Raw genomic sequence first — 26506 nt, 5'->3', positions numbered from 1 at the left:
TTCCTCCAGTGAGTCCTAGGTGCAGGCCGGCGACGCCGACGAAGCGGTTTGAGTGAGGGCGCCGAGTCGCCAGGTGAGCGGGCTGCCGTTCCAGGTGACCGCGACCCGGCGCGGCCGCTGGAAGGGCAGGAACGAGACGGTCTGGCCGCGATCCGACGGTCCCGGGCTGAAGAAGTTGTCGCTGCCGACCGGGACCGGGATGTAGTAGTTGTTCGCGTTCGAGTAGCCGAAGTACGCCGTGTAGGTGTTGTCGACCGAGTTGCGGACGACGCAGGCCGCGGTCGGCTGGACCGGGTTGAACACGGCCTGCTCGACACCGGCCGGTTGCAGGGCGGCGTCGTCGACGTACAGGGTGTCGTTGGCCGGAGTGCTGACGACCCACTCAGCCTTGGTGAGCGTGCCGGACCAGCTGACCGGGATGTTGTTCGCGGCAACCTTCGTCCAGCCCGAAGCGTTCACCGCCGCCGAGGCCAGCGGCACGTAGCTGACGCTGCCGTCCGATTTCGTCAGCTTCAGCTGCACCTGGGCCGTACCCGAGCCCGCCGCGAGCCGGACCCAAGCAGACGTCTTGTACGACGCTCCGTTCGTGACCGAAACGGTTTGCGCGGGTGAGCTGCCGAGTACCGACCCCGAGCCGCCGTGCACCTGATCGGTGGCGGCTTGCACAGCAGTCCAACTGTCGGCGCCCTGCTCCGAGTCACCGTTGGCCAGCAGGTCGCGGCCGGCCACCGTCTTCGCCTTGGGCGCGAAGGACGCGTCGTCGATCAGCAGATTGCCGGTGCCGGTCGTCGTACTGATCCACCACTCGGCCTTGGTCAGCGTGCCGGTCCACGCGACCTTCGTGTTGGCGGCCGAGATCCGCGTCCAGCCGGTGCTGGTGACGGGTGCCTGGCCGAGCCTGATCGTGGTGGATCCGGTCGACGTCGTCAGCTTCAGACTGACCATGGCGGTGTCTGATCCGGACGGGGTCCGCACCCAGGCGGACGAGTCGTAGAGTCCGCCGTTGACCACAGACAAACCCTGAGCTGGTCCGGCCCAAGCGGCAGCTCGTCCGGTCACCGACAGGTCGCCGCTGCCGGTGTGCGGGGTGATCGACGCATTCTTCAGGGTGCAAGTACCAAGGCAGTACCAGCCTGTCGTGTTCGACTGGTTCTCCAGCGTCCCGTTCCCCAGCACCGAGGGAGTCGGCAGGTACGGCGTCGTAGTCGGCGGAGCCTGGGCGGGTGGCGGTGTGCCGTTCGTGGGCGTGATGGCGATGTCGTCGAGCGTGCATTCGGCCGTGGTCGGATTGGGGTTGGACCAGGCGAACGCCTGGATCCACTTCGTCCCGGTCGGCGGGGTGAATGCGGCCAGCTTCTGGGTGTACGCGCGTTCGTCGGCGTAGCTGAGCTCGTACTGGAAGGTCGGCGTACCGGCGGTCGCTCCCCCACGCACCCCGATGTAGCACTGGGTGCCGCCGCCGTTCAGGCGACCCCAGCCGGACAGCAGGTAGCTCGTGCCGGCGGTCAGGCCGGTGAGGTTCTGCGTCACTCCCGAGCCCGGGCTGAGGGACAGTGCGGTGTGACCGCTGTGGGCGTTCGCGGCGGTCGACGGGCCGGTGCCGAGCGGAGTCCAGCCTCGGGTTCCGCTCTCGAAGTCGCCGTCGCCGACCGGGTTGGGTTCGTCGGTCCTGACCGTGGTCGCGATGCCGTCGGCAATCACCTTCACGGACGCGCCGGCTGTCGTCGGCATGGGCACCTTCACCTGCTTGGAGATGCCGTTCACGGTGACTGTCACCAGGTAGTCACCGAGGAAGCCGCGCGTACCGAAGGTGCCGGCTGCGGTGGTCTGACCGGACACACTCGTGTGCCACTGCCGCTGGATCAGATCCTCCCAGACCAGGCCGTTGGGCTTGGGTGACCAGTCCGCATTGTAGAGCGCGACGCGCGGGTTGTAGATGTTGTTGGCCCAGATACCGAAGTTGCTGATCTGGTTGACGTTCGGGTTCGAGAACATCGCGGTCATGAAGTCGCGGGTGTAGTCCGCCTGCAGCTGCAGGTCGTCGGTGTCGACGTCGAACTCCGTGATCGCCACCTTCACCCTGAGCCCGGCGAACTGGTCGACGATCGTCATCAGGTCGTCCGGTGAGGTCAGCTGCAACCCGTTGAAGTGGCTCTCCATCCCAACCAGGTCGATCGGCGCCCCGGAGTCCTTCAGCGACTGGACGATCCCGTAGACGTGGTCGCGATGACGCTTCTCCCAGCCGTTGTTCTCCAGCAGCCCGTAGTCGTTCAGCGCCAGCGGCGCGGTCGGGTCGGCCTGGCGGGCCAGCCGGAACCACGATTCGATCTCGTCCGGCCCGAGGATGTCCTGCAGGCTGTGCTCCGAGTACGGCTCGTTCACCACATCCCACTCGTCGACGATCCCCTGGAGTGCCGTCGCTTCGTCGGTGATGTGGGTGTTCACCCGGGCCCGGAGTGCGGCCGGGTCGTTCTGCAGGGTGACGAGGTCCGGAGGCATATAGCCCCACGACGGCCAGATCAGGTTGTGACCCCGGATCCGCAGCCCGCGTTCCCGCATCCACTGCAGGGCGGGCAGGGTGATCGTGTCCCGCTCGACCTGGTTCTCCCAGTGGTTGCTCCACTTCAAGTTGTTGCCCAGAGCCCCTTGATTGAACAGGGTCGAGGCCTTGCTCTGGTACTGCGCCAGGTCGCTCGGGCTGATCCCGCTCGACGGGTCGCCGATCAGCCGCGACCCGTCGGACGCCGCACCGAACGTGAACGCACTGGTCTGCTGGACTGCGGACACGGTCGCACCACTGACCGGATTCCCGGCCGGGTCGACCACCGAGACGGCCAGATTCCCCTTGCGGTACTGGTCGATCCGCGCGTTGGCCGCCGTACGCCAGGCTGCGTTCGCCTCCCGGCCTTCATACGTCACCTGTGGGTAGCCCGCCGGTGTCCCCGGTCCGTAGTCGGTCACCGAGACCCCGGCGATCTGGAACTTCTGCGCGCCGTACCCGAGCCAGAGGTTGAGATGCGCGGCGGTCGTCGTACCGGCTTCATAGGTGACGGCCGCACGGAACGGGAACTCGAACTTCTGCCACTCCGACCCGTAGAGCAGCGCCGCGTTCATCGACTTCTTGTACGGCGATCCGTCGGTCTCGAACACCATGTGCGCGTTGCCCGTCGTACTGCCGGACGTCGGCTCGATCGCCCGCATCCAGAGGGTCGTGACGAGGGCGTCGCCGGCGGTCACCGTCTGGGCGGCCGGAACGCCGAGCGTGATCTCGTACTCGCCGTCCAGCCCGGGGCTCTGCGGACCGTTCGGCACCGTGACCTCGAGGGCCTTGGTGAAGTTGGGGTTGCCGGTGATCGTGACCTGCTGGGTCGAGTCGGTGGGCAGGTTCTTGAACTGGGTGAAGTGGGCGAGCGGATCGCTCGGTAGGACCTCGAACGGGGTCGCGTCGGCTTGGGCGATCGAATGGATCGCCACCGCGGCGACGACAGCCAGGATCGTCCCGAGGGCGAATCGTCGGGGGAAGGGCCTCATGCTCCGATTCCTTCCAGAAGGCGCGCAGCAGGGCATGACCCGCCGGCCGAGGGCCGGGGCCTGTGGTGGGACTGCCGCGTGCTCTGTGTGCTGGGCGGCGCCGTGGGACGCCAGGAGTCTTGTGGTCGGGCGGGACCTGGATCAGGCCTTGGTGGGCTGCTCAGACGTGCGGTGGGACCGGCCCTGGCTCGGCCGGTCGACGGGCACCGGCCCGCAACTCGACCGGACGATCAGGCTGGTCGGCATGGTGAGGCGGGGCGGCTCGGCCGGGCTCGGCTCGGCGTCCTGCTCCGTCTCGGTCTCGTCGGGACCGCCGATCGCGTCGAGCAGCAGGGTGGCGGCCCGTTTGCCCATCTCCACGAACGGCTGCTGGATGGTGGTCAGTGGCGGCCGGATCTGGGCCGCCGACTCGATGTCGTCGAAGCCGATCACCGACACGTCCTCGGGCACCCGCAACCCGGTCTCGGCGGCCGCGGTCATCACGCCGTACGCCGTGACATCGGAGTGGGCGAAGACCGCGGTCGGTCGCTGCTCGGCCGGCAGTGCGAACAACTCCCGCGACCGGGCCCGGATCTGCTCGGGCACGAAGTCACCCGGTTTGGTCAGCTCGGGATCAGGCTGGATGTCTGCCTTGCGCAACGCGTCCAGGTAGCCGCGGTAGCGGTCCTGGCAGCAGGTGTACTCCATCCAGCCCTGGACGCAGGCGATCCGTCGATGGCCCAGCTGCAGCAGGTGGTCCATCGCGGTCAGCGCGCCTTCGTAGTTGTCCGCCGTCACCGACGGCAGGTCGACCTCGGCGCCGATCGTGTTCACCAGGACGACGGGCATGCCCTCCTGGTGCAGTTGCACGAGCGGCTCGAGCGGCTGCTTGTCGGTCACCACGAGCAGGCCCGAGGCCATGCTGGAGGTCAGCACGCGGTCGATCAACGAGCCGTAGTCGCGGTCGTTGGTCGCGGTGTAGAGGATGATGTCGAACCCGCTCCGCTCGGTCACCGCGGCCACCCCGATGTTGATCGAGGCAACCATATGCCAGGACAGGCCGGGGACGACCATCCCGATCAGCCGGGTACTGCCCTTGGCCAGCGCGGTCGCCGCGAAACTCGGCACGTACCGGTGCCGGCGCATCACCGCGAGCACGTGCCGCCGGGTCGCCGGATCCACCTTCGGGCTGTTGTTCAGCACCAGCGAGACGGTGGACTTGGACAGGCCGGACAACGCGGCGATGTCGCGAATCGTCAGCTTCGCCATCCGGCCTCTCCCCAGAATCAGGCCCGTTGGACTGGTCCAACGGCTTCAGCACCGGAACGTAACAGCGGGCGCGACCGGCGTCAACAGCCAGCACGCAAACGGGTTCACCGCCGAGGCCATTGCGTGCTCGATGGCTTCGTGCCACCATCGAGGCACCGTGTTGGACCGGTCCTACGCAGGCCGGGATCACCTGCCGGGGCCGGTCCGGCACGCCACCGTCCAGGAAGGCCGCCCATGCCGCCGTACTCCCTGCCCGATTTCTCCTTCGACCTCCGCCGCGCCGTGCCGCCCGGACAGCTCTGGGTCGGCAGCGGAACAGGAACAGTCACCCAGCTGCCCGGCACCGTCTGCGGTGTCGGTGGCTGGTTCACTCCCCCACACGCCGCTCCGGACAGCCGGCTGACGATCTCCTTCGACCTCGACGGCCGGAGGATCCCGGACGGCAGCCGACCGGGAGCGGGCGACCGCGGCCTCCTCCCGTCCGGCGGCACCTGGCGCCCGGACCGCCTCGTCCGCCGAGGCACCTACCACCAGTACGTCGACGGCCACCCGATCTCGCTCGCCGTCGAAAGCACGCTCATCCCGCGGCACGGCAGCCCCGGCTACGTGCTCGCCGTCCGCGTCCACAACCGCTCGGACCGGCCGCATGAACTCAGCATCCGTCCATCGCTGTCCCCTACCAGCGTCCATCACGTCCCCCTCTCCCAATGGGGGTGGGTCCCGCCCAACGCCGGGACCGACGAACGTGCCCAAGGCCTGGGTCTCGACGCTCCCATCACCCTGATCCACACCGGCCTGACCGCGCTGCTCGCGTCGGGTGGCGAAGCCACCTTCACCATCGGCATCCAGCCGTCGGGCCCTGCCGCCTCGGCACCACTCGGCGATCCCGCCGCGGACGCGGCGACTGCGAGCCGCGTTTGGGAGGAGCGCGTGGCCCAGGCACTCGGTCGGGTGCCGACGCTTCAGAGCGACATCCCAGGACTCGAGCAGTACTACCGACGCTCGCTGGCGAGTGGGCTCGTGTGCTGGTGGGATCACCCGGCGTTCGTCACCACGCCGTTCATCGCCACCTCCGGTCTCGACGGTGGCGCGCTGTGCTCCTACGCCTGGGACACCGGCGGCTACGCACCCAATCTCCTGAGCCTCATGCTCGGCGATCACGTGACCGACGTGATCGAGGCCTTCCTCGACGCCGACCTCACCGACCGCTACGCGATCGCGCCGGACGGCACCGGCCTCGGCGTCGCCTACGCCTACAGCGGCTGGTCCCTCACCGCCCTCACCCGCGCTGCCGCAGCCGAACGCCCGCTCGACCCCACGCTGATCTCGCGCCTGTACGACGTACTGACCGCCCTCGACAAGCGGTTCCGTCCGGACGACCAGACCGGCGTACTGCGTGACTACGGCGACCAGAGCAATCTCCTCGAGATGCGCGGAGCCGGCTGGGAACACGTCGTCGCGAGCCCCAACGCCGAGCGCGCGTGGTCCCTCGAAACCCTCGCCGAGCTGGCGGAGGTGTCGGGCGCCACGTTGCCCGTCGACGAGTTGCGCACGTCCGCCCAACAGATCCGGACCGAGGTCATCCGGCAACTATGGGACTCCGACGCCGGCTGGTTCCGCAGCCGCTACCCCGACGGTCACACCGAGCTCGCCTACTCGATCCAGGCCTTCGACGTACTGCGTTCAGGCGCTTGCCCACCGGAGGTCGCCGCAGCCCTGATCAACCACATCCGGCCTGGCGCGTTCCTCGGCAGCTACGGCGTGAGCAGTGTGAGCGCCGAGGACGAGCGGCACTACGAGACGGCTGACATCGACTGGTCCGGCGCCGGCGCCTACACCGGCGAGGCACCACAACTCGCGCTCACGCTCTGGGAACGCGGTGAGCCGGCACTCGCGTGGGACGTCCTCCGCCGCCTCTTCTGGATGGGCGACCACTACCCGTACTTCCCCCAGGACCACTACTGCGACAAGCCCGGCGCCCCCGCCACCGGCCGCCGCATCAACGTCATCGCCGGCCTCACCGGCGCCGAATCCATCCTCACCGGCCTGGCCGGCATTCACCCCCATCCCGACGGCTCATTGGAGATCCGTCCCCAACCTGTTGCCTCCGGCACCATTCGGCTCCAAGGCCTGCGCTACCGCGACCACACGATCGACGTGGACATCTCCCCCGACCACACCGAGATCACCGTGGATGGTCGTCGGGTGAGCCCCGGCCAGATCGTGCCACCACGAGTCAGCTAGCCAGGATCACCGGGAACGCCTTGAGCACCGAGTCGAAGTGGTGATCGGCCCGAGGTGTCTCGACCTCGTGGTGGCTCCCGACCCTGATCGTCCTCAGACCCGCGTTGATCCCACCGGCAACGTCGTACGACGGGTGGTCGCCAACCATCCAGCCATCATCCAACGTCGCCCCGGCGCCCTCGGCCGCGATCGTGAAGATCCGGGCATCAGGTTTCCGCACGCCGGCTGCCTCCGAGATACAGCAGTAGTCGACCGCTTCGGCGATCCCGGTGTGCTCGAGCTTCCCCGTTTGCTGGACGACATTCCCGTTCGTCACCACAGAAACCCGCCACCCCGCCGTACGCAACGAAGCGAGACCGTCCAGCACCGCCGACTCCACCCAGGTGAACGCCGGATGCTCTCGGTCATAGGCAGCCACCAGGTCTTCGACCGACGTCACCACACCAAAGGCTTCGCGAACGCCCGCGAACAACTGCGGCCGCGGCGTGAACCCACCATTGTCGTGAGCAACCAACCACTCGACCGCCTCCGCCCCCAGCCCGGAGCGCTCAACCCACCACCTGGCCCAGGCCGAGAAGGCCCCGTCGCGATCGATCAGCGTGTTGTCCAGGTCGAAGCAGGCCAGCCGCGGGTGCATGGAAGCATCATCGCCGATCCCTTTACAGGATGGGCGTCCGGGCGTTTGCTGAAATCAGGGCCGCCGGCGCATGTCCGCCGCGGCGATCGTTCAACGGGGGAAGATGCCACTGGCATCAACGCGGCAGAGTCGCCTGGTCGCGCTCTGCTCGGGGAGGGCCCGTGCCGCCGCGCATTCGGTGTGTGACCGAACGCGTCCCGCCGCCGGGACAGCACCACGAAGGGAGGGGACCAATGCGTAGGCTCGCACTGGTCGTTGGAATCATCGCTGCGCTCGGGCTGGGCGCCATGCCGTCGGCCGTCGCCGCCAATCCCGGCGCCGTTCACTTCACCTTCACGGAATCGTTCACCGACGGTGACTTCTGCGGCACCGGTCAGGCGGTGGACACCACGATCACTGTCAAGGGAACAGAGTTCTTGGCACCCAACCAGCCGGTCGACTCCCGCGCCGTCAGCCAGGTCACCGTCGTCTACACCAACCCGGACAACCAGGCCACAGTCCTTCGGCGCGCCGCCGGACCGGTTTCCGACACCACCATCTCCGGCGACCCGGAAGGTCTGCACACGGTCGAAACCACCGTCCGCGGGCTGGCCGGGCTCCTTCGCACCGCCGACGGTGTCGTCCTGCTCGGGGCGGGCTACCTCGTCCTGCACGAGGTCTTCGACGGCGAGGAGTTCGTCAGCCGCGAGATCGTCGTCAACAAGGGACCTCACCCCAACGCCGAGAGCGACCTGGCCCTGTTCTGCGAGGTCACGACAGCCGCACTGGGCCTGACCTAGCCTGCGGCCCGCCCGGGGTGCCAGAACTCAGACGTCGATGCGGTTCTCGTCCAGTTCGTAGGCGCCCTGGACCAGGAACTCCTTACGCGGCGCGACGTCGTTGCCCATCAGGAGATCGAAGACCTGGGCAGCGGCCTCGCCGTCGTCGACGGTGATCCGGCGCAGGGTGCGGTGGCGCGGGTCCATGGTGGTCTCGGCCAGCTGGTCGGCGTCCATCTCACCGAGACCCTTGTAGCGCTGCGGCGGTTCCTTCCAGCGCACACCCTTCTTCATCAGCTCGGCCGTCTTCCGCTGGTACTCGGCGTCGCTGTAGGTGTACAGGTACTTCTCCTGCCCCTTCTTCGGGTTCGTCAGCTCGAACCGGTGCAGCGGCGGTACGGCGGTGTAGACGCGACCCGCGTCGACCAGCGGCCGCATGTAGCGGAAGAACAGGGTGGCCAGCAGGCAGCGGATGTGCGCGCCGTCGGAGTCGGCGTCGGCCATGAAGATGATCTTGCCGTAGCGGACCTGCTCGAGGTCGAAGCTGCGACCCGACCCGGCCCCGACCACCTGGATGATCGACGCGCACTCGGCGTTCTTCAGCATGTCGCCGACCGACGCCTTCTGCACGTTCAGGATCTTGCCCCGGATCGGCAGCAGCGCCTGGAACTCGGAGCTCCGCGCCAGCTTCGCCGTACCGAGGGCCGAATCACCCTCGACGATGAACAGCTCGGACCGGTCCACGTCGTTGCTGCGGCAGTCCGCCAGCTTGGCCGGCAGGGCCGACGACTCGAGCGCCGTCTTCCGTCGCTGCAGCTCGCGGTGTTGACGCGCGGCCACGCGAGTCCGGGAAGCTGCGACGACCTTCTCCAGTACGGCGCGGGCCTGCGCCTTGTGCTCGCGTTTGTTCGAGGTGAGGAATGCCTCCAGCTCGGTCTGCACGACCTTCGCGACGATGCGCGAGGCGGCCGGCGTGCCGAGGACCTCCTTGGTCTGGCCGTCGAACTGCGGCTCGGCCAGCCGGACCGTCACGACCGAGGTCAGACCCTCGAGGACGTCGTCCTTGATGATCTCCTCGCCGTTCTTCAGCAGCCGGGTGCCGTCCAGGGCGTTGGTGAAGCTCTTCGACAGGGCCCGCTCGAAGCCGGCCACGTGGGTGCCGCCCTTCGGCGTGGCCACGATGTTCACGAACGACCGCAGCTCGGTCTCGTAGCCGTCGCCCCAGCGGACCGCGATGTCGACATCCAGCTCGCGCTCGACGTCGGTCGGGGTCATGTGGCCGGCGTCGTCCAGCATCGGCACGGTCTCGGTGAAGTTCCCGGTGCCGCTGAGCCGGATCACCTCGGTGACCTTCTGGTCGGTGGCCAGGAACTCGCAGAACTCGCTGATCCCGCCGTCGTGCTTGAACGACTCCTCGGTGACCTCGTCACCGCGCTCGTCCCGGATCACCAGCTCGAGACCCGGCACCAGGAACGACGTCTGCCGCGCCCGGGTGACCAGCTCGTCGTAGTTGAAGGACGCGTCGCGGGTGAAGATCTGCCGGTCCGCCCAGTACCGGATCCGGGTGCCGGTGACACCCTTCTTGGCCCGGCCGGCCTTGCGCAGACCCTTCGCCGGGGTGAAGGAGGCGCTCGCACCCTCGGCATCGAACTCACCGGCCACACCACGCCGGAACGAGGTGGTCCAGACCACACCACCGCGGTCGACCTCGACGTCGAGTCGCGCGGACAGCGCGTTCACCACCGAGGCGCCGACACCGTGCAGACCGCCGGAGGCGTTGTACGAGCCGCCGCCGAACTTGCCGCCGGCGTGCAGCTTGGTGAACACGACCTCGACACCGCTCAGCTTCGTCTTCGGCTCGATGTCGACCGGGATGCCGCGGGCACGGTCCCTCACCTCGACCGAGCCGTCCTTGTGCAGGACGACGTCGATCCGCTCGCCGTGGCCCGCCAGGGCCTCGTCGACCGCGTTGTCGATGATCTCCCACAGGCAGTGCATCAGGCCGCGGCTGTCGGTGGACCCGATGTACATACCGGGCCGCTTCCGGACCGCCTCGAGACCTTCGAGGACGAGCAGATGGCGGGCGTTGTACGTCGGGTCGAGCTCGGTACTGCGAGGCGTCGGGGCGGCCACTGGGCTCCTTCACTGGTTCACAAACTAACTGCACCGCGTCCCGGACCGGCCGGGTCCGAACGCATGTTCACACCCTATGCCGCCGTACCCCCAAAACCTGGCAGGCGGGGCGGTGCCTTTGGCCGGGCCTCCGGCGCCGGCGTGGTCATGGGGCCTTGACTCCCGGCCTTCCCTCGTCGCTCCGGTCGCTTCGCTCCCTCCGCTCCTCAGTCCAGGCCGGGAGGCCCCACGACCTGGACCGGTCAGCGCCGAAGGCCCGGCATCGCCGCCCGGGGTACGACTGGGGCACACAACTGAAGAGGAAGCTGTTTGTGCAGGTATCGATCCGGACTCGATCCGGAGTGGTGTTCGACACTCCGATCATCAGCGCGCTGTGACGATGTCATGGCGCACAGTGAGAGAAGACACGCCCGACACGCGCCGGAAACAACAATTCGACTGCATCCGAAACGATTCCTCGTCAGGATGCGTCATACGGGAACAGGTGGTTCGTCTCACATACGGACACGCTGCCCCTACCGGGAAGCGATCCGCATGTCAGGATGTTGCTATCTGGTGAGTACGGAACTAGATGAGATGAGGCCTCAAGTGACTACAGCACTCGCCCCGAGTTCGACCCTGTCGGCTGCGGACCGTTGTGACCGCTGCGGCGCGCAGGCCTACGTCCGTGTCACCCTGACCAGCGGTGGGGAGCTGCTCTTCTGCGCCCACCACAGCCGGGAACACGCGGAGAAGCTGCGCAACATCGCAATCACCATCCACGACGAGACGGGCCGGCTCGAGGCCGCTCCGACCGTCGCCGCGGCGGAGGACGAGCGGTAAGTCCAAGCTTCATAAAAGCGCCAACGACGGCGCCAAAGTCATAGAGGCTTGATGGCGGTCACCCACCAGGGGTGGCCGCCATCCTTCATGTTCAGACCATTGGTACGTCGGGTGGCGGGCCATGGCGGCGTAGTTCCTGCCAAGCCCGTGCCAACCGATCCACCGCGTCGTCGAGCACCGGCTCCGGGTATGCGAACGGCACCCGCAGGTGGTCGTCGTGCTCACCTGTCGGGTCCATCGCCCGGCCGGCCACCACCTCGACACCGTGTCGCAGCGCCACCTGGGCGAACACGCGAGCATCGGTGTCCGGCAGCCGGATCCACAACGCGGACCCACCTTCGGGCTCCGACCATTCCCAGTCCGGCAGTCGTTCGGTCAGCAACTGCCCCATCAGCTTCCGCCGCCCCGTCGCGACCCGCGCCCGCGCCGACGTCAGCTCGGCCAACCGGGGCAGCAGCCGCGCCGTGAGTGCCTGATCGATCACCGGACTCCCGAGATCGGCCAGCGCCTTGTGCCGGGCCAGCCGCTCCGCCAACGGCCGAGACGCCCGGATCCATCCGATCCGCAGACCACCCCAGACCGCCTTCGACACCGACCCGATCGTCAGCACCTCGCTGCCGTCCGGGGCGTACGCCGCCAGCGGTGGCGGGATCGACGGCCCGGCCGGGTCCCACGCCGAGTACGCGTTGTCCTCGACAACCACCACGCCATGCTTGGCCGCCAATTCGGCGACCTGCCGTCGCCGGTTCGCCGACATCAGCCGCCCGGTCGGGTTGTGGAAGGTCGGCATCACGAACAACATCGCCGGCTGGTGCTCTGCGAACGCGGCCGTCAGCAGGTCCGGCCGGATCCCGGCGTCATCCAGCGGTACGCCGACCACCCGCCCACCGGCCGCACCGAACAGGTCGAAGCAACCGGGCCAACTCGGCTGCTCGATCACGACAGCCGCTCCGGTCCGCAGATACATCTGGGTCACCAAAGCGATCGCTTGATGCGCACCCGTGGTCACCACGATCTCGTCAGGTGACGTCGGCAGACCTGACTCGTCGAAGTGCTCGGCGATCCGCTCCCGCAGCACCTCCAGTCCACGCGGGTGGTAGCCGACGTCGTCGAGCAGCGTGGGCAGGTCGCTGGTGGCCAGGTCGATCAGTTCGCCGGCGAGCTCCGGCATGCCCGGATCGACGGCGTACGTGAGTGAGATGACCTCGCCCGGACCGACCGCGATCCGGTGGAACAGGGACTCGCCGTACCCGGCCGGCATCCGCTTGTCCGCTCGTGAACGACCACGGCTCGCGGCGCGCGCGATCGTCGTACCGCTCCCCCGGCGGCTCTCCACCAGGCCGCGCGCACGCAGTTCGTCGTACGCCGCGACGACGGTCGATCGACTCACCGCGAGGGCCTCGGCGAGGCGGCGTTCGGCGGGCAGGCGGGCGCCGACCGGGAGCTCGGCCGAACCGATCAGCGAGGCGATCGCATCGGCCAGCCGGCGGTACAGGCCGCCGCCGCGACCGGTCAGCCGGCCGCCGATCAGGTCCGCCAGGACGGCGGCATCTCCAGAACGGTCCACTTCTCCTCGTATTGGCTCGGGTGGACTGCTTCTCGCGCCGCCAGGCTAGTACCAGAAGGCAGTCCAGTTCGAGAGGGAGAGAGATCATGGGGATCGCGCAGCTACTGGGATTCGCCGGTACGACGGTGGTACTGGTCGGAATGCCGGGGCCGAACAACCTCTACATCTCGCTCCGCAGCCTCACCCAGGGACGCCGGGCCGGAGTGGTGTCCGCCCTCGCGATCGAGACCGGCACGCTCGTCTACATCGTCGTCGCGGCACTCGGGTTGGCGACACTGGTCAAGGCGTCGCCCGCGTTGTTCACCGCGATCACCCTGGCCGGCGCGCTGTACCTGGCCTACCTCGGCGTGAAGATGCTCAAGGCGCCCACGACCGAGCCGGCCGGCGGCGTCCCGCCCGCACCGCTCGCCCGGGTCTTCCGCGACGGCGTCGTGGTGAACCTGCTCAACCCGAAGGCGGCGCTGTTCTTCCTCGCCTTCCTCCCCCAGTTCACCAGCCGCGGCGCCGGACCCGACCAGTTGCGGACCGAGATGCTGCTGCTCGGTGTCGGCGCGCTCATCATCGGACTGTCGCTCGACCTCTGCTACGCCGTCGGCGCCGACGCCATCGGCCGCCGCGTCCGCTCCGTGCGTACGACGAGCCGGTGGCGCAACCGGATCGTCGCCGCCGTCTACCTGCTGCTCGCGACAGCCGCCGTACTCACGGTCTGATGTCCGGGTCAGTACTGGAGGTTCTCCGGGGCCTCCAGCACGGTCAGTTTCCCGGGGGCACCGTCCTCGCCGCCGGACTGCCACTGCAGCGACAGCCCGCCTCCGCCCAGCCGGAGGCCGGACACCCGCAGGAACTCCCAGGGCATCGACTCCGCCGGGTTCAGGACGAGCGTCCCGCCCGGGACATCCGGTTCGATCCCCAAGGCCGCGACGATCGCCGCGATCGCCGAGGCGGCCGCCCAGGCCTGCGGACGACACGACAACGGATACGGCGTCGGCGTCGACTCCTCCAGTAGCCCGCGGCCGCCGTACAACTCCGGCAGCCGGTAGTCGAATGCTTCCGCGGCCCGGATCAGGCCTTCGACGTACGACGATGCGCGGGCCGAGTCCCCGGTCGCGTACAGACCCTCGATGGCCATCGCGGTGTCGTGCGGCCAGACGCTGCCGGTGTGGTAGCCGAGTGGGTTGAACCGGGTCATTGCCGTGGACAACGTTCGCAGCCCGAAGCCGCTGTCCAGGTCCGTGCCGGCCAGGACGTCGGCCACGGTCTGCTCCTCTTCGGCGTCCAGTAGTCCGGTGCCGAGCAGGTGGCCCATGTTGGAGGCCCGGCCGGGGACCGGGTTCTTCTCGCCGTCGAGAGCGATGGCCGGATAACCGTCGACCCAGAACGCGCTGCGGAACCGTTCCTGCAGAGCGGAGGCCCACTCGCGCCACTCGTCGCCGGACTCGCCGTGCGCCTCCAGCAGTTCGGCTCCCTTGACCGCTGCCGCGTAGGCATAGCCCTGGACCTCGCACAACGCGATCGGTGCGCCGGCGATCGTGCCGTCCGGCCACTGCACCGCGTCGGCCGAGTCCTTCCAGCCCTGGTTGGCCAGGCCGTGGCCCGACTCGTCGACGTACTCGAGGAAGCCGTCGTCGTCCGGGTCGGCGTACTCCTTCATCCAGGTGAGCGCGCGGGTGAGGTTCGGCAGCAGGTCCCTGACCTCGTCGGCGGGCATGCCCCAGCGCCAGGCCTTGTGCAGGGTCATGATCCAGAGCTGCGTCGCGTCGTGCGTGCCGTAGTACGCGGCCGGCAGCACCAGGCCACCACCGTGATCGGCGACCTCGGCGCGGAGCTCGTGCGGGATCTTGCCGGGCTGCTCGGCCGAGTCCGGGTCGACCTTGGTGCCTTGCCGCGCGGCCAGTGCTCTCAACGTTCCCGCGGCCAGCTCGGGGTCGACCGGGATCAGCATGCCGGACGAGATCAGCGAGTCACGGCCGAAGAGCGTCAGGTACCAAGGCGGTCCGGCGCCGAGGTAGCGGTTGTCGCCAGCGGCGAGCTGCAGCGCCTGCACGTCGGCGAGCGACCGGTCGACCCAGCGCTCCACGCGCTTGTCGTCGCAGTCGACGCCGAACGTGTACGGCGGCTGGGGTGCCGGCGGGTCGATGCTGAAGTCGGTGGTGCCCTTCGGGAAATCGGCAGTGACCTGCAGGGTGAGGGTGAACTCCTCCCCTGGCTCCAGCCGCGGTGTCGCGGTCACGCCGGGGTCGAGGCGAGCACTCACCCGGGTCCCGGAGTTGTCCCAGTGCAGCCGGGCCGGGCCGTCGTACGCCGGACTGAGCTCGGGCAGGTCCGCCGCCGCTCCGCTGCGGACCGCCGCCGTCCCGGCCAGATCGGTGCCGAGGGCAACGTCCAGGCGGCACTGAACCGTCGCGCGGGACCGGTTCACCAGTCTGATCCGCTCGGTCATCCCGTCGGTGCCGACCTCACGGGTGCGGTACAGCATCACGGTCGGGTCGTGCCGGTTGGAGTCGCCCAGTCCTTCGACCACAGCGACGTACTCATGGGACGCGGCGGTGCGTTCGTCCGCGTGGATCGGGACCGGCGGCGCGCCGTCGATCGTGACGCTGAGCCGGGACAGGATCCGCCGGTCGCGGGCGTAGACCCCCTCCGCGCCGGAGCCGGTGAGCTGACCCGAGCGCGGCGACAGAACCACCCAGGGCGCGGCGAGTGCGGTGACGAGTTCATGCAACTGAGGCATGTGTCCACACTAGGGGGCCGGTTTTGCGGCAGAGTGGTCCGGGTGAACAGTGTTGCGACGCTCCTGGTCGGGGTGGCGATCTTCGTCGGCATCCTGGGCATCGTCATCCCGATCCTGCCCGGCGCCCTGCTGAGCCTGGCGGCGATCCTGGTCTGGGCGCTGGAGGAGCAGAGCCCGACCGGCTGGATCGTGCTGGCCGCCGCGGTCGTCCTGATCGGTGCCAGCCAGGTGGTCAAGTACGTCGTACCGGAGCGGCGACTGCGGGAATCGGGAGTGCCACGGCGCTCCATGGTGGTCGGCGTGCTGCTCGGCATCGTCGGATTCTTCGTGATCCCGGTGGTCGGCATGTTCGTCGGCTTCCCGCTCGGCGTCTACCTGTCCGAACGGCAGCGGCTCGGCGCCCACGCCAACGCCTGGCAGTCCACCAAGCACGCGTTGCGGGCGACCGGCCTGTCGATCCTGATCGAGGTCATCGGTACGTCGCTCGCCGCGGCCGTCTGGCTGACCGCCGTACTGTTCCTGGTCTAGTCACGCTGTGCAGCCTTGCGATTGCCAGGGTTTTTCCAGAGCCGCCCAAGGGCCGTGCCAGGTCTGCCGGTGACGGTGGGAAGGACCAGCGCTGGGCATCCTCCCGGCGCGCAACGGAAGGCACGACAGCATGGCGTTGCACCAGAAGCTCATCGACAACCGCTGGCGGGCGGCCGGCACGGTCGCCGCGGTGGCGGCGACTACCGTCGCCGGCGGCGTCGCGTGGGCGTCCACGGGCGACAACACTCCCGCACCCTCGACCGGGACCCAGCAGAACGCACCTCAGCAGGACAAGGGCCCCGGCCCGCGCGGCGGCCAGTTCGGCGACGCGCTGCACGGTGAGTTCGTGACCGCGAAGGACGGCGGCGGCTACGAGACCGTCGCGACCCAGAAGGGTGAGGTGACCGCGGTCAGCGCGACCTCGATCACGGTCAAGAGCGCCGACGGCTACAGCCGGACGTACACGGTCAACGCGGACACCAAGGTCAACCGCGACGGGAAGATCGCCGACATCACGACCGGCGAGACGGTCCGGGTCCGGGCGGTGGTCTCCGACGGTACGGCGACCGCCACGACGATCAGCGACAGCACCGACCGGCCGGAGCGGGGCGCCAAGCCTGGTTCCGAGGAACGCCAGCCGGAGGGCTCGACGCCGAGCGCCACGCCGACGAAGTAGTAGCAGCCGCGCGGGTGAGGACCGGCAATCGCCGGTCCTCACTCTCCGCGTCCGTGCGATTGCCAGGGTTTTCTTATCCGCACCGGAGCTTCGTCCAAGGTTGGCGAGGCAGGGTGGGATGGACCAGTGCCAGGTGCTCGGCCTGGCACGCAGTACGGAAGGTACTTCAGCATGGCGTCGTACCAGAAGCTCATCGAGAATCGCTGGCGACTGGCCGGCACGGCGGCAGCGGTGGTGGCCACCAGCATGGCCGGCGGAGTGGCGTGGGCATCGTCCAACGCGGACCCGACCCCATCGCCCTCGGCCTCCCCGTCCACTCCGTCCACCACGCCGGACCGGCCGGCTGAGCCCGGCAAGGGTGGGCCCGGTCACCGCGGCCAGTTCGGCCTCGGCGGCGCGCTGCACGGCGAGTTCGTGGTCAAGAAGGACGACGGGAGCTACCAGACCGTCGCCACCCAGCGCGGCGAGGTGATGGCCGTCAGCCAGGACTCGATCACGGTCAAGAGCGAGGACGGCTACAGCCGGACCTATACGATCACCGAGGACACCTTGGTGAACGCTGCCCGGGACGGCATCGACGACGTGAAGACCGGCAATTCGGTCACCGTGTCGGCCGTGGTCGCCGACGGCAAGGCCACCGCCGCCTCGATCAACGACGGCACTGTCCGGCAGGCCGCCGGCGAGAAGTGGGGGTTCGGCCGCGGTCCCCGCTGAGCACGTGGCGACTCACAGCTGATTGCCAGGAACCTTCCAGGCCTCCCACGGGTAGGAGCGGCAGACTGAGGGCATGAGCCCGCATCTGCTGGTGGTCGACGACGAGCCGAACATCGTCGAGCTGCTGTCCGCGAGTCTGCGTTTCGCCGGGTACGAGGTCACCACGGCGACCCACGGCGCCGAGGCGCTGCGCAAGGCCCGGGAGGTGGAACCCGACCTGGTCGTGCTGGACGTGATGATGCCCGGCCTAGACGGCTTCGAGGTGGTCCGCCGACTGCGCAGTGAGGACCGGCACGTGCCGGTGCTGTTCCTCACCGCTCGCGATGCGGTCGAGGACAAGGTGCTCGGCCTCCACACCGGCGGGGACGACTACGTCACCAAGCCGTTCAGCCTGGACGAGCTGGTCGCCCGGGTTCGTGCCCTGCTCCGCCGGTCCGGTCACCGCGAGCAGACCACGACCGAGGCCGCCGTACTGCGGTATGCCGACCTGGAGCTGAACGAGGACAGCTACGAGGTCTTCAAGTCCGGCCAGGCCGTTCAGTTGTCGCTCACCGAGTTCAAGCTGCTGCGCTGCCTGCTGGAGAACGCCGAGCGGGTGATGTCGAAGGGCCAGATCCTGTCGGCGGTCTGGAACTACGACTTCGCCGGTGACGCGGGCGTGGTCGAGTCGTACATGTCATACCTGCGCCGCAAGGTCGACACCGGCGACCAGAAGCTCCTGCACACCGTCCGGGGCGTCGGCTATGTCCTGCGCACGCCGCGAGGCCCCAACTGATGCAGCTCACCCACCGGCGTTTCACCGACCGGTACCCCCTCCGCGTCACCATCGTCGTCGTACTCCTGACGCTGGTGGCGCTGGCCCTTCTCGCCTCCGGTGTGCTGGCGACGACGATCATGCGCGGCTACCTGGTCGACCGGGTCGACACCCAACTGACGAAGACGGCCGCCGCCTTCCAGCAGGACGACGGCCAGTCCAATCGGCCGCCCCGGCCCGGTCCTGGCCGGAACCGGCCGCTGCCGAGCCTCATCGTGATCCAGTTCAACGACTCCGAGGGCACCCCTGACGAGTCGCCGTTCCGGGCACCGCTGGCCGAGACCGAGCCGCTGCCGGACCTGCCGAAACTCAACCTCAACCAGGTGCGCGCCCTCGAGGGGAAGCCGTTCAACACCGACGCCGTGTCCGGCAGCGCGACGTGGCGCGTCGTGGCGTTGCCGCTGGACAACGGCAATGGTTCGGTGACGGTGGCTCAGAGCCTCGGCGACATGGATCGCACGATCCAGCGGCTGATCGGAGTACAAGCCGCGGCCGCCGTCATCCTGCTCGTGCTGCTGGCCGGCGTCGGGACCTACGTCGTACGGCGAAGTCTGCGCGGACTCGAGGACGTCGAGCACACGGCCGTCGCGATCGCGGGTGGCGACCTGAGCCAACGAGTGCCGCAGCGCGATCCGCGCACCGAGGTCGGGCGACTGTCACTCGCGCTGAACCAGATGCTCGGACAGATCGAGAATGCGTTCGCCCAGCGAACCGCGTCGGAGTTCGCCGCCCGCCGTTCCGAGGACGCGGCCAGGCAGTCCGAAGACCGGATGCGGCGGTTCGTCGCGGATGCCTCGCACGAACTGCGGACACCACTGACCTCCATCCGTGGGTTCGCGGAGCTCAGCCGGCAGCGTGGCGACACGACGGAATCGGACACCATGCGGCGGATCGAGGACGAGGCCAAGCGGATGGGCCTGCTCGTCGACGACCTGCTCCTGCTGGCCCGCCTGGATCAACAGCGGCCGCTGAAGATGGAACCGGTCGACCTGCTGCCGGTCGCGGCGGACGCGTTGCACAACGCCCAGGCGATGCAGCCGAACCGGGACATCTCACTGAAGATCCTGCCGGACTCCGAAGCACCAGTCGTCGAGGGCGACGAGGCGCGCCTGCGCCAGGTGCTCGGCAACCTGGTCAGCAACGCACTCCATCACACCCCAGCCGACGCACCCATCACAGTCTCGGTCGGCACCCGCGACGGCGCGGCGATTCTCGAGGTGAGTGACACCGGTCCCGGGCTGACCGACGAGCAGAAGGCCCGCGTCTTCGAACGCTTCTACCGCGCCGACTCGGCCCGCGCCCGCACCACCGGCGGCTCCGGCCTCGGACTCTCGATCGTCGCCGCCCTGGTCGCCGCGCATCGGGGACGGGTCGTCGTCACCGACACCGTCCCCCATGGCGCGACCTTCACCGTTCACCTGCCGCTGAGCACTTAGTGCACTGGTGTGCGGTCTCGAGGCCCGGTCGGCCCGTAGCTGAAGCCGTCTTCGGTCAGCGAGTGACGGCCACCTCGGAGCCGATCCTGGCGGACTCGTAGATCGCCGTCAGGATGCGAGCCATCTCCAGGCCCTGCTCCGCCGTGGCGTCGGCCGGGATCTCCCGGCGGCAGATCCGCAGGAAGTGGTCGATCTGGTTGGCGAACCCGACGGTGAAGTCGAACCCGAGTGAGTCGATCTGCGGCTGGATGTGCAGAAGGGTGTCGTGGCGCTCGGTGATCATCAGCAGCTCGGGCTCGATCTCCGCCCCGCCCTTGTCGCCGTGGATCTTCACACTCGTCGAGTTCCGCGCGTGCAGGGAGTACGACGTGTCCACGTCGAGGACCGCCCCGTTCTCGAACCGGACCTGCGCGGTCGCGTAGTCCTCGACATTGTTCACCCGCGACTCGGACGCGGCCCGGTACCGGGAGAGGTGCTGGATGTTGTCCCGGGCACCGAGCGGGGAGAACGTCGCTCCGGACACCGAGACCACGGTCGGCATGCCCATCAGGTACCAGCACAGGTCGATGATGTGGACACCCAGGTCGATCAGCGGGCCACCACCCGAGATGTCGACGTCGCCGAACCAGCCACCGGGGTTGCCGGCGGCACGGATGATCGTGGCCCGCGCCGCGTAGATGTCACCGAACTCGCCCTCGTCCAGGAAACGCTTGGCCACCAAGGCATTCGGGGCGTGGCGCCGGACGTAGCCGATCTGCAGCGCCTGCCCGGTCTCCTGGGTCGCGCGGACCAGCGACTCGGCCTCCTCGACCGTCACCGACATCGGCTTCTCCACTAGCACGTCCTTGCCGGCCCGCAGCGCCGCCTCCGCGATCTTCGCGTGCAGGAGGTTCGGCACGCAGATGCTGACGGCGTCGACATCGGGATCGTTCAGGACCTCGTCGACGACATCCGTCGCCCGCGGTACGCCGAACTCGTCGGCTCGCGCCTTGGCCCGTGTCCGGTCGATGTCGCACACGGCCACCAGCTCGGCCTGTGGGTTCTGCTGGTACGAGATCAGGTGCTGGGTCGCGATGGCACCCACACCGATGACAGCAATTCGGGTCGTCATGTCAGGCAGCTCCTGCCAGTCTGAGGATGTTGTTGAGCGAGCGCTCGATGGCGTCCGGAGTCGACTCCAGGCCCTCGAACTCGAGGCTCACCGGAAGGTCGGGCTTGGTGCCGACCAGAGCAAGCAAACCCGCCAGGTCCAGGTCGCCGTGTCCTGAGATCGTGCCGAGCAGGTAGTCCCCGGCCAGCGTCTTGAGCCAGCCGTCCCCTGCCGACCGGCGGATGTGGAAGTCCTTCACGCCCACGGAGGCCGCGATGTCGAGTAGTCCGGCGGCGGTCTTGCCGGGCACCTCGCCGACGCAGAGTCCGTTGCCGAGGTCGAGGGTGACCCGGAAGTTCGGGCGATCCACGGCGTGGACCAGCCGGGCCAGCCGGTCGCTGCCGTTCATGAAGAAGCCGTGGTTCTCGATCGTCGACACGATGCCCAGCTCGGCGGCATGGTCGGCGACGGCACGGCAGCCTTCCACGACCTGCTCGAACGTCGTCTCGAACTCCTCCGGGTCCTGTTCACGCCAGGCCCACGGGGCGACGTCGTGCCGGAAGATGCGTGCTCCGAACCGGTGCGCGACATCCAGTTGCCGGCGGAGGCGGTCGATCTCCTTGTCCTCCGCCGTCCGCAGGTCGCCACTGACCAGGTAGTTCACGATCGGTACGCCGACATCATCGGCGTGCTTGGCCGTATCGCGCACGACGTCGTCGCGCTCCAGGTAGTACTCCCCGTCCATGGCGGCGATCTCGAGATGCCCGGCCGGCGATTTCGCGACCCAATCCAGGACAGCGATCAGGTCCATCTCGCCGCTGGCCATGAGCCCGCGAAAGCAGTATGAGCTGACTCCTAGCTTCACTTACTGGTCCTCTCGTTGGTGAGCTGGATCCACGGACTCGGGTAGTCGTGAACCCCGTAGATGGCGGAACTGAACTGGTCGAACGCGTTTCCGGCCGCCCCGAGCACCACGGCCTCACGGCCCAGGGCCGAGGCGACGAACGGTGGGCGCTCGGGGAAGACCAGCTCCTTCTCGACCGCGGCCGCGAGCGGACGAAGGAGCGCGCCGGTGTGCTGCGGGAGCCCGCCCCGCACGACCACGACCTCCGGATCGACGACCAGCAGCACGGTGGCGATGCGTCCGGCGATCTGCTCGCAGAAGTCCTCGACCTCTGCCTGGGCGGCCGGATCGCCGCCGGCTGCCGCCGACAGGACGGCCTCACCCGTCGGGTGTGATGTCCAGGTCAACTGGCCCCGCTGCGCATTGCGGGTCCAGCGCATCCCTCGCTGCGCGCCGAGTTCACCGGCGAGGCGGTGGCGTCCTTGCCGGATGACTCCGTTCAGGACGATCGACACGGACAACCGGCGACCGATCTGGAGGTAGACGACATCGGAGTACCCGCGCCCGGAGCCGCCGCGCTGCTCGGCGAGTGCGGCCAGCTTGATGTCGTTGTCGACGGCCACTGGACAGCCCAAGTCCTGGGACACGGTCTCCGCGATCGGCAGGCCGACCAGTTCGGGCAGCGCGAGACTGGCGCGCAGGTGACCGCTCGTCTCGATCACACCGGGCAGAGCGACGCCGACCGCACGAAGTCGCCCGACATCGATCGAGCTCTCTTCGGCCGCGGCGTGGACTGCGCGCTGGATCATCGAGACCTCGGCGCGCCGGTCGCGCTTCAGCTCGGTGTAGCCCAGCCGGCGGCCGGACAGGTCGCAGATGACGGCCCGTGCCCCGCGCGGGCCGAGGTCCACACCGGCGACAAGCCCAGCCTCCCCGGCGAACCGAAAGGCCCGCGCGGGCCGTCCTGGCCCGGCGGCCGACGGCTCGGTGGACACCACCAGACCCGCCTCGAGAAGGTCGTCGAGGACAGCATGCACGGTGGGTCGCGACAGTCCGGTCCCCGCGCTGATGGCCCCGACCGTCTGGGCGGCATCGGCGTCGGCCAGGAGTCGCAGGCAGGCGACCTGGTTCTCCGAGCGCTCAGCGTGCATTGGTCCCCAGTCGTTATGAAACCGGCTTTATTAAAGACCGTATCAGAATCTCCTCATCGGGAGCAACGAAGTTCAGCGCTGAAGGATGGTGCGTTCCACCACGGTCCACGTGGTGGTCGTGAGGAGGTACAGCCCAGCGGCGAGCGGGACGAAGGCCGCCGTCGCCAACGTGCCGAACGGGAGGAGCTGAGCGAGCCGCCGAGTCAGCGGGGTTGCGGTCTCGTCCAGCTGGCGCACTTGCAGGCGGGCGGAGAAGAACGCGACGACCGCGAGCAGTACGGCGAGCGCGAGGAACGCCGGCGTCCCGGTGAGGACCGGCCAGTGCTGACCGAGCGGCGCACCGAGCAGGCTGCCGCTGATCAGCTGGTTCGACTCCCCCGCCACCGCCGCGCGGGAGAACAGCGTGTACATCAACCAGAAGAACGGCAGCTGCGCGAGCATGGGCAGGAACCCGGCGAACAGCGTCGTCCCCGACTCCGCCTGCAGCTTCGCGACCTCACGCCGTACCCGCTCCGGATCTTTCTGATGGCGTTGGGTGATCTCACGAAGTTGAGGCATCAGCTCGGCACGGGCTTTCAGCCCACGATGTGCCCTGAGGCTGAGCGGCAGAAGCAGCAGGCGTACGGCGAGAGTGCACAAGACGATCGCGATGACCGCGGCGTAGGCACCGGTGAGCGGCTCGATGGCGGTGACGAGTGAGGTGATCAGGTGATAGGCACCGGCGACCGGTGCCTCCAGGAAAGAAGGCATGGCAAAACTCCACGAGTGAGACGGAACGGTGAGCGAGGCAGCGCTCTACCGTCCGGGTGCTCGTGGGCGGGGCCGTCCGGCGGCGTCGGGATCGCGAAGCCGCAGGAACGCGGTCTCCTCGGCGACTTCACGGACCGAGGTGGCGATCGCGAGAAGTGGAGCGGTCGCGGGCGCGGACGTCCGGGCGACCAGCAGCAGTGTGAACAGCAAGGCCGCCGCCGTGAGAACGGCGGCGGCCAGTGAAGCCGTGTCGAGGACAGGGATCACCAGCGCGAGCACGCCGGCGATCCACTGGCCCATCGATGGGGCGTGTCTAAGGGTCCCGCGCCGTAGCGAGCAGGTGCTCGGTGCGGTAGCTCGGCGTGCTGGAGTGAGGGCCTCGATGCGGTTCCATCGTGGCCTTTGCTCCAGTGCGGCGAGATACCGTGCCGAGTGCCGCGCAGTAGGCGGGGGACCCTTGGACACGCCCTAGTCCAGGTAGTCCCGCAGAACCTGCGAGCGGGACGGGTGACGCAACTTCGACATCGTCTTGGACTCGATCTGCCGGATCCGCTCCCGGGTCACCCCGTAGACCTTGCCGATCTCGTCCAGCGTCTTCGGCTGGCCGTCGGTCAGACCGAACCGCATCGAGACGACACCCGCCTCGCGCTCGGACAGCGTGTCCAGGACAGCGTGCAACTGCTCCTGCAGCAAGGTGAACGAGACCGCCTCGGCCGGCACGATCGCCTCGGAGTCCTCGATCAGGTCGCCGAACTCGGAGTCGCCGTCCTCACCGAGCGGAGTGTGCAGGGAGATCGGCTCGCGGCCGTACTTCTGCACCTCGATGACCTTCTCCGGGGTCATGTCGAGCTCCTTGGCGAGCTCTTCCGGAGTGGGTTCGCGCCCGAGGTCCTGCAGCATCTGCCGCTGGACGCGGGCCAGCTTGTTGATGACCTCGACCATGTGCACCGGGATCCGGATGGTGCGGGCCTGGTCGGCCATCGCGCGGGTGATCGCCTGCCGGATCCACCAGGTGGCGTACGTCGAGAACTTGTAGCCCTTGGTGTAGTCGAACTTCTCGACCGCACGGATCAGGCCCAGGTTGCCCTCCTGGATCAGGTCCAGGAACAGCATGCCGCGGCCGGTGTAGCGCTTGGCCAACGACACCACCAGGCGCAGGTTGGCCTCGAGCAGGTGGTTCTTCGCGCGGCGGCCGTCCTCGGAGATCCAGTCGTACTCGTCGCGGACCTTGTCCTTGAGCTTGGCGGCCTCGTCGCCCAACTGCTCCTCGGCGAACAGGCCGGCCTCGATCCGCTTGGCGAGCTCGACCTCCTGCTCGGCGTTCAGCAGCGGGACCTTGCCGATCTGCTTCAGGTAGTCCTTCACCGGGTCGGCGGTCGCACCGGCGACCATGACCTGCTGCTCGGGCTCGTCGGTCTCGTCGGCCTCGGAGACGACGAAGCCCTCGTCCTCGGTGAGCTCCTTCTCCAGCGGCTTCACGGCGTCAGGGCTGAAGTCGGCCTCGTCGACCTCGTCCAGCGCGCGCGGCTTGCCGGTCTTGGGATCAATCGCCAAACCGGCTTCGGAGACGGCCTTCTTCGCCGGCGCCTTCTTCGCGGCGGCCTTCTTCGCGGGGATACCGTCCTCCTTGGTGGCGGCAGCAGACTTGGCCGCGGCCTTCTTCACGGCCGCCTTCTTGGCGGGCGACTCGGTCACTCGGGCGCTGGTCCTCGGAGCCGTGCTGCGGGCAGTGGCGGCCACGGCCCGGGCTGACTCGGCGGGAAGATTCTCGGACGAGCTGGACGACACGAATTACCTCTCGTCTGACGCAGGGTTTGTAATACGGCGGTACGACGTTGTTGGTGCTGGCGATGCTGATTCCGGATACGACTCAGTGCGGCTGCTCGCTGGTCAGGCGGCGGCAACACTACATTGTAATCCGCGAACCAAGCCCGAGCGCGCCGCGACCCCCCGAACGACATACTCAGGCCCCTGCCGGTCGGGTGGTCCCGCGCCGGCAGAGGCCTAGGTCGGGTCTGATCGTCCCCCGCCGTAGCGAGCAGGTGCTCCGTGCGGTAGCTCGGTGTACTGGGGTGAGGGGCTCGATGCGGAGCATCGTGACCCTCGCACCAGTGCAGCGAGATGCCGTGCCGAGTGCCGCGCAGTAGGCGGGGGGCCATCAGACCCGACCTCAGCACTTCAACGTTCAAACGTCGCCTTCTCAGTCGTCCTCAGCCGTTCCGGGTCCGCCGCAGCGGCCGGGCCACCACGCGTTGCTGGACCAGCTGCTGTTCCTGCTTGAACTGCCTCACCTTCACCAACGACGCCACATCGATCACGTCCGCGACGGACTTGTACGCGCCGTCCTCGCCGTACGGCTCGGATGCCTCGCGCCAGCCCCGCGGCCGGACCTTGAGCTGCTTGCCGAGCAACGCGACGAAGATCTTCGCCTTCTGCGCGCCGAACCCCGGCAGGGCCGACAGCCTGGCCAGCAGGTCGTCCCCTGACTTGACATCGGACCACAGGGCCGAGGCGTTACCGCCGTACTCCTCGTCGAGGTGTTTGGCCAGGGTCTGGATCCGGGCGGCCATCGCGGTGGGGAACCGGTGCACGGCCGGCGGGCCGGCCACCACCTCGACGAAGGCGTCCGGGTCGTAGTGCGCGACCGTGGACGGATCGAAGGGACCGGCCATCCGCTTCGCGATCGCGACCGGGCCCGCGAACGCGCGCTCCATCGGGATCTGCTGGTCGAGCAGCATGCCCACCAGCAGTGCGAACGGATCTCTGCTCAGCATCTCGTCGGCGTCGGGCTGCTGTGCGAGGCACAGCTTCTTGCTGCGTGTCGAAGTCACC

22 protein-coding genes are annotated in these 26506 nt (G+C 68.6%); 9 read left to right on the top strand and 13 right to left on the bottom strand.

Translation table 11 applies throughout. The features are described from left to right. Positions 1-15: 15 nt before the first annotated feature. Complete coding sequence (locus ACGFIF_RS08360) at positions 16-3531, bottom strand: endo-1,4-beta-xylanase (protein ID WP_393152811.1); 3516 nt, start codon at positions 3529-3531, stop codon at positions 16-18. 141 nt (positions 3532-3672) lie between these two features. Then, entirely contained in the window at positions 3673-4779 is a 1107-nt protein-coding gene (locus ACGFIF_RS08355) for a LacI family DNA-binding transcriptional regulator (RefSeq protein ID WP_393152809.1), read from the bottom strand. 234 nt (positions 4780-5013) lie between these two features. Here ACGFIF_RS08355 and ACGFIF_RS08350 point away from each other — a divergent pair, with 234 nt between their 5' ends. Continuing rightward, positions 5014-7023, top strand: coding sequence for a hypothetical protein (locus tag ACGFIF_RS08350; protein WP_393152807.1), 2010 nt, complete (start codon positions 5014-5016; stop codon positions 7021-7023). Here ACGFIF_RS08350 and ACGFIF_RS08345 read toward each other — a convergent pair. Then, positions 7016-7660 carry an HAD family hydrolase gene (locus ACGFIF_RS08345; RefSeq protein ID WP_393152805.1) on the bottom strand — a complete coding sequence of 215 codons (645 nt, stop codon included), beginning with the start codon at positions 7658-7660 and terminating at the stop codon, positions 7016-7018. The two genes, ACGFIF_RS08350 and ACGFIF_RS08345, sit on opposite strands and share 8 nt — an antisense overlap. Positions 7661-7893: 233 nt before the next feature. On the opposite strand from ACGFIF_RS08345, the gene ACGFIF_RS08340 reads away from it, so the two are divergent. After that, positions 7894-8439 carry a hypothetical protein gene (locus ACGFIF_RS08340; RefSeq protein WP_393152803.1) on the top strand — a complete coding sequence of 182 codons (546 nt, stop codon included), beginning with the start codon at positions 7894-7896 and terminating at the stop codon, positions 8437-8439. Between the two features lie 27 nt (positions 8440-8466). On the opposite strand, the gene ACGFIF_RS08335 is transcribed toward ACGFIF_RS08340, so the two are convergent. Then, complete coding sequence (locus ACGFIF_RS08335; protein ID WP_393152801.1) at positions 8467-10551, bottom strand: type IIA DNA topoisomerase subunit B; 2085 nt, start codon at positions 10549-10551, stop codon at positions 8467-8469. 576 nt (positions 10552-11127) lie between these two features. Here ACGFIF_RS08335 and ACGFIF_RS08330 point away from each other — a divergent pair. Then, entirely contained in the window at positions 11128-11373 is a 246-nt protein-coding gene (locus ACGFIF_RS08330) for a hypothetical protein (protein ID WP_242002135.1), read from the top strand. A 91-nt stretch (positions 11374-11464) separates the two neighbouring features. On the opposite strand, the gene ACGFIF_RS08325 is transcribed toward ACGFIF_RS08330, so the two are convergent. Continuing rightward, positions 11465-12940, bottom strand: coding sequence for a PLP-dependent aminotransferase family protein (locus ACGFIF_RS08325; RefSeq protein WP_393152799.1), 1476 nt, complete (start codon positions 12938-12940; stop codon positions 11465-11467). An 86-nt stretch (positions 12941-13026) separates the two neighbouring features. On the opposite strand from ACGFIF_RS08325, the gene ACGFIF_RS08320 reads away from it, so the two are divergent. Further along, entirely contained in the window at positions 13027-13650 is a 624-nt protein-coding gene (locus ACGFIF_RS08320) for a LysE family translocator (RefSeq protein ID WP_393152797.1), read from the top strand. 8 nt (positions 13651-13658) lie between these two features. Here the strand turns inward: ACGFIF_RS08320 and ACGFIF_RS08315 are convergent, their stop codons facing one another. Then, positions 13659-15671 (bottom strand): glycogen debranching N-terminal domain-containing protein, encoded by a 2013-nt coding sequence (locus ACGFIF_RS08315; protein ID WP_393152795.1) that lies wholly within the window; start codon positions 15669-15671, stop codon positions 13659-13661. Between the two features lie 42 nt (positions 15672-15713). On the opposite strand from ACGFIF_RS08315, the gene ACGFIF_RS08310 reads away from it, so the two are divergent. From ACGFIF_RS08310 to ACGFIF_RS08290, 5 genes are all read left to right on the top strand, one after another. Further along, complete coding sequence (locus ACGFIF_RS08310) at positions 15714-16199, top strand: DUF456 domain-containing protein (protein WP_393152793.1); 486 nt, start codon at positions 15714-15716, stop codon at positions 16197-16199. A gap of 130 nt (positions 16200-16329) precedes the next feature. Then, on the top strand, positions 16330-16875 hold the full coding sequence (locus ACGFIF_RS08305; RefSeq protein WP_393152791.1) for a DUF5666 domain-containing protein: 546 nt from the start codon (positions 16330-16332) through the stop codon (positions 16873-16875). Positions 16876-17046: 171 nt separating this feature from the next. After that, the gene (locus ACGFIF_RS08300; RefSeq protein ID WP_393152789.1) at positions 17047-17589 is read left to right on the top strand and encodes a hypothetical protein; all 543 of its coding nucleotides are present in this window, start codon (positions 17047-17049) and stop codon (positions 17587-17589) included. Between the two features lie 73 nt (positions 17590-17662). Further along, positions 17663-18364, top strand: coding sequence for a response regulator transcription factor (locus tag ACGFIF_RS08295; RefSeq protein ID WP_393152787.1), 702 nt, complete (start codon positions 17663-17665; stop codon positions 18362-18364). Next, complete coding sequence (locus ACGFIF_RS08290; protein WP_393152785.1) at positions 18364-19839, top strand: sensor histidine kinase; 1476 nt, start codon at positions 18364-18366, stop codon at positions 19837-19839. The genes ACGFIF_RS08295 and ACGFIF_RS08290 overlap by 1 nt, the downstream gene beginning before the upstream one ends. 55 nt (positions 19840-19894) lie before the next feature. On the opposite strand, the gene ACGFIF_RS08285 is transcribed toward ACGFIF_RS08290, so the two are convergent. The 7 genes from ACGFIF_RS08285 to ACGFIF_RS08255 form a co-directional block, all read right to left on the bottom strand. Beyond that, the gene (locus tag ACGFIF_RS08285) at positions 19895-20950 is read right to left on the bottom strand and encodes a Gfo/Idh/MocA family protein (RefSeq protein WP_393152783.1); all 1056 of its coding nucleotides are present in this window, start codon (positions 20948-20950) and stop codon (positions 19895-19897) included. Position 20951: 1 nt separating this feature from the next. Then, entirely contained in the window at positions 20952-21755 is an 804-nt protein-coding gene (locus ACGFIF_RS08280; protein ID WP_393152781.1) for a sugar phosphate isomerase/epimerase family protein, read from the bottom strand. Positions 21756-21790: 35 nt separating this feature from the next. Further along, positions 21791-22924 (bottom strand): ROK family protein, encoded by a 1134-nt coding sequence (locus tag ACGFIF_RS08275; RefSeq protein ID WP_393152779.1) that lies wholly within the window; start codon positions 22922-22924, stop codon positions 21791-21793. A 72-nt stretch (positions 22925-22996) separates the two neighbouring features. Further along, on the bottom strand, positions 22997-23674 hold the full coding sequence (gene yidC / locus ACGFIF_RS08270; RefSeq protein ID WP_393152777.1) for a membrane protein insertase YidC: 678 nt from the start codon (positions 23672-23674) through the stop codon (positions 22997-22999). A 45-nt stretch (positions 23675-23719) separates the two neighbouring features. Then, the gene (locus ACGFIF_RS08265) at positions 23720-23974 is read right to left on the bottom strand and encodes a DUF6412 domain-containing protein (protein WP_393152775.1); all 255 of its coding nucleotides are present in this window, start codon (positions 23972-23974) and stop codon (positions 23720-23722) included. Between the two features lie 168 nt (positions 23975-24142). Beyond that, positions 24143-25462 (bottom strand): RNA polymerase sigma factor, encoded by a 1320-nt coding sequence (locus tag ACGFIF_RS08260; protein ID WP_393152773.1) that lies wholly within the window; start codon positions 25460-25462, stop codon positions 24143-24145. A gap of 422 nt (positions 25463-25884) precedes the next feature. Further along, positions 25885-26505 carry an HhH-GPD-type base excision DNA repair protein gene (locus ACGFIF_RS08255; RefSeq protein ID WP_132321761.1) on the bottom strand — a complete coding sequence of 207 codons (621 nt, stop codon included), beginning with the start codon at positions 26503-26505 and terminating at the stop codon, positions 25885-25887. Between the last annotated feature and the right edge of the window lies 1 nt (position 26506).

The organism is Kribbella sp. NPDC049174 (assembly GCF_043197365.1).
Taxonomy (GTDB): Bacteria; Actinomycetota; Actinomycetes; order Propionibacteriales; family Kribbellaceae; genus Kribbella.
The sequence above is the reverse complement of the archived record's forward strand: the minus strand, read 5'-3'. Positions and strand labels throughout refer to the sequence as shown.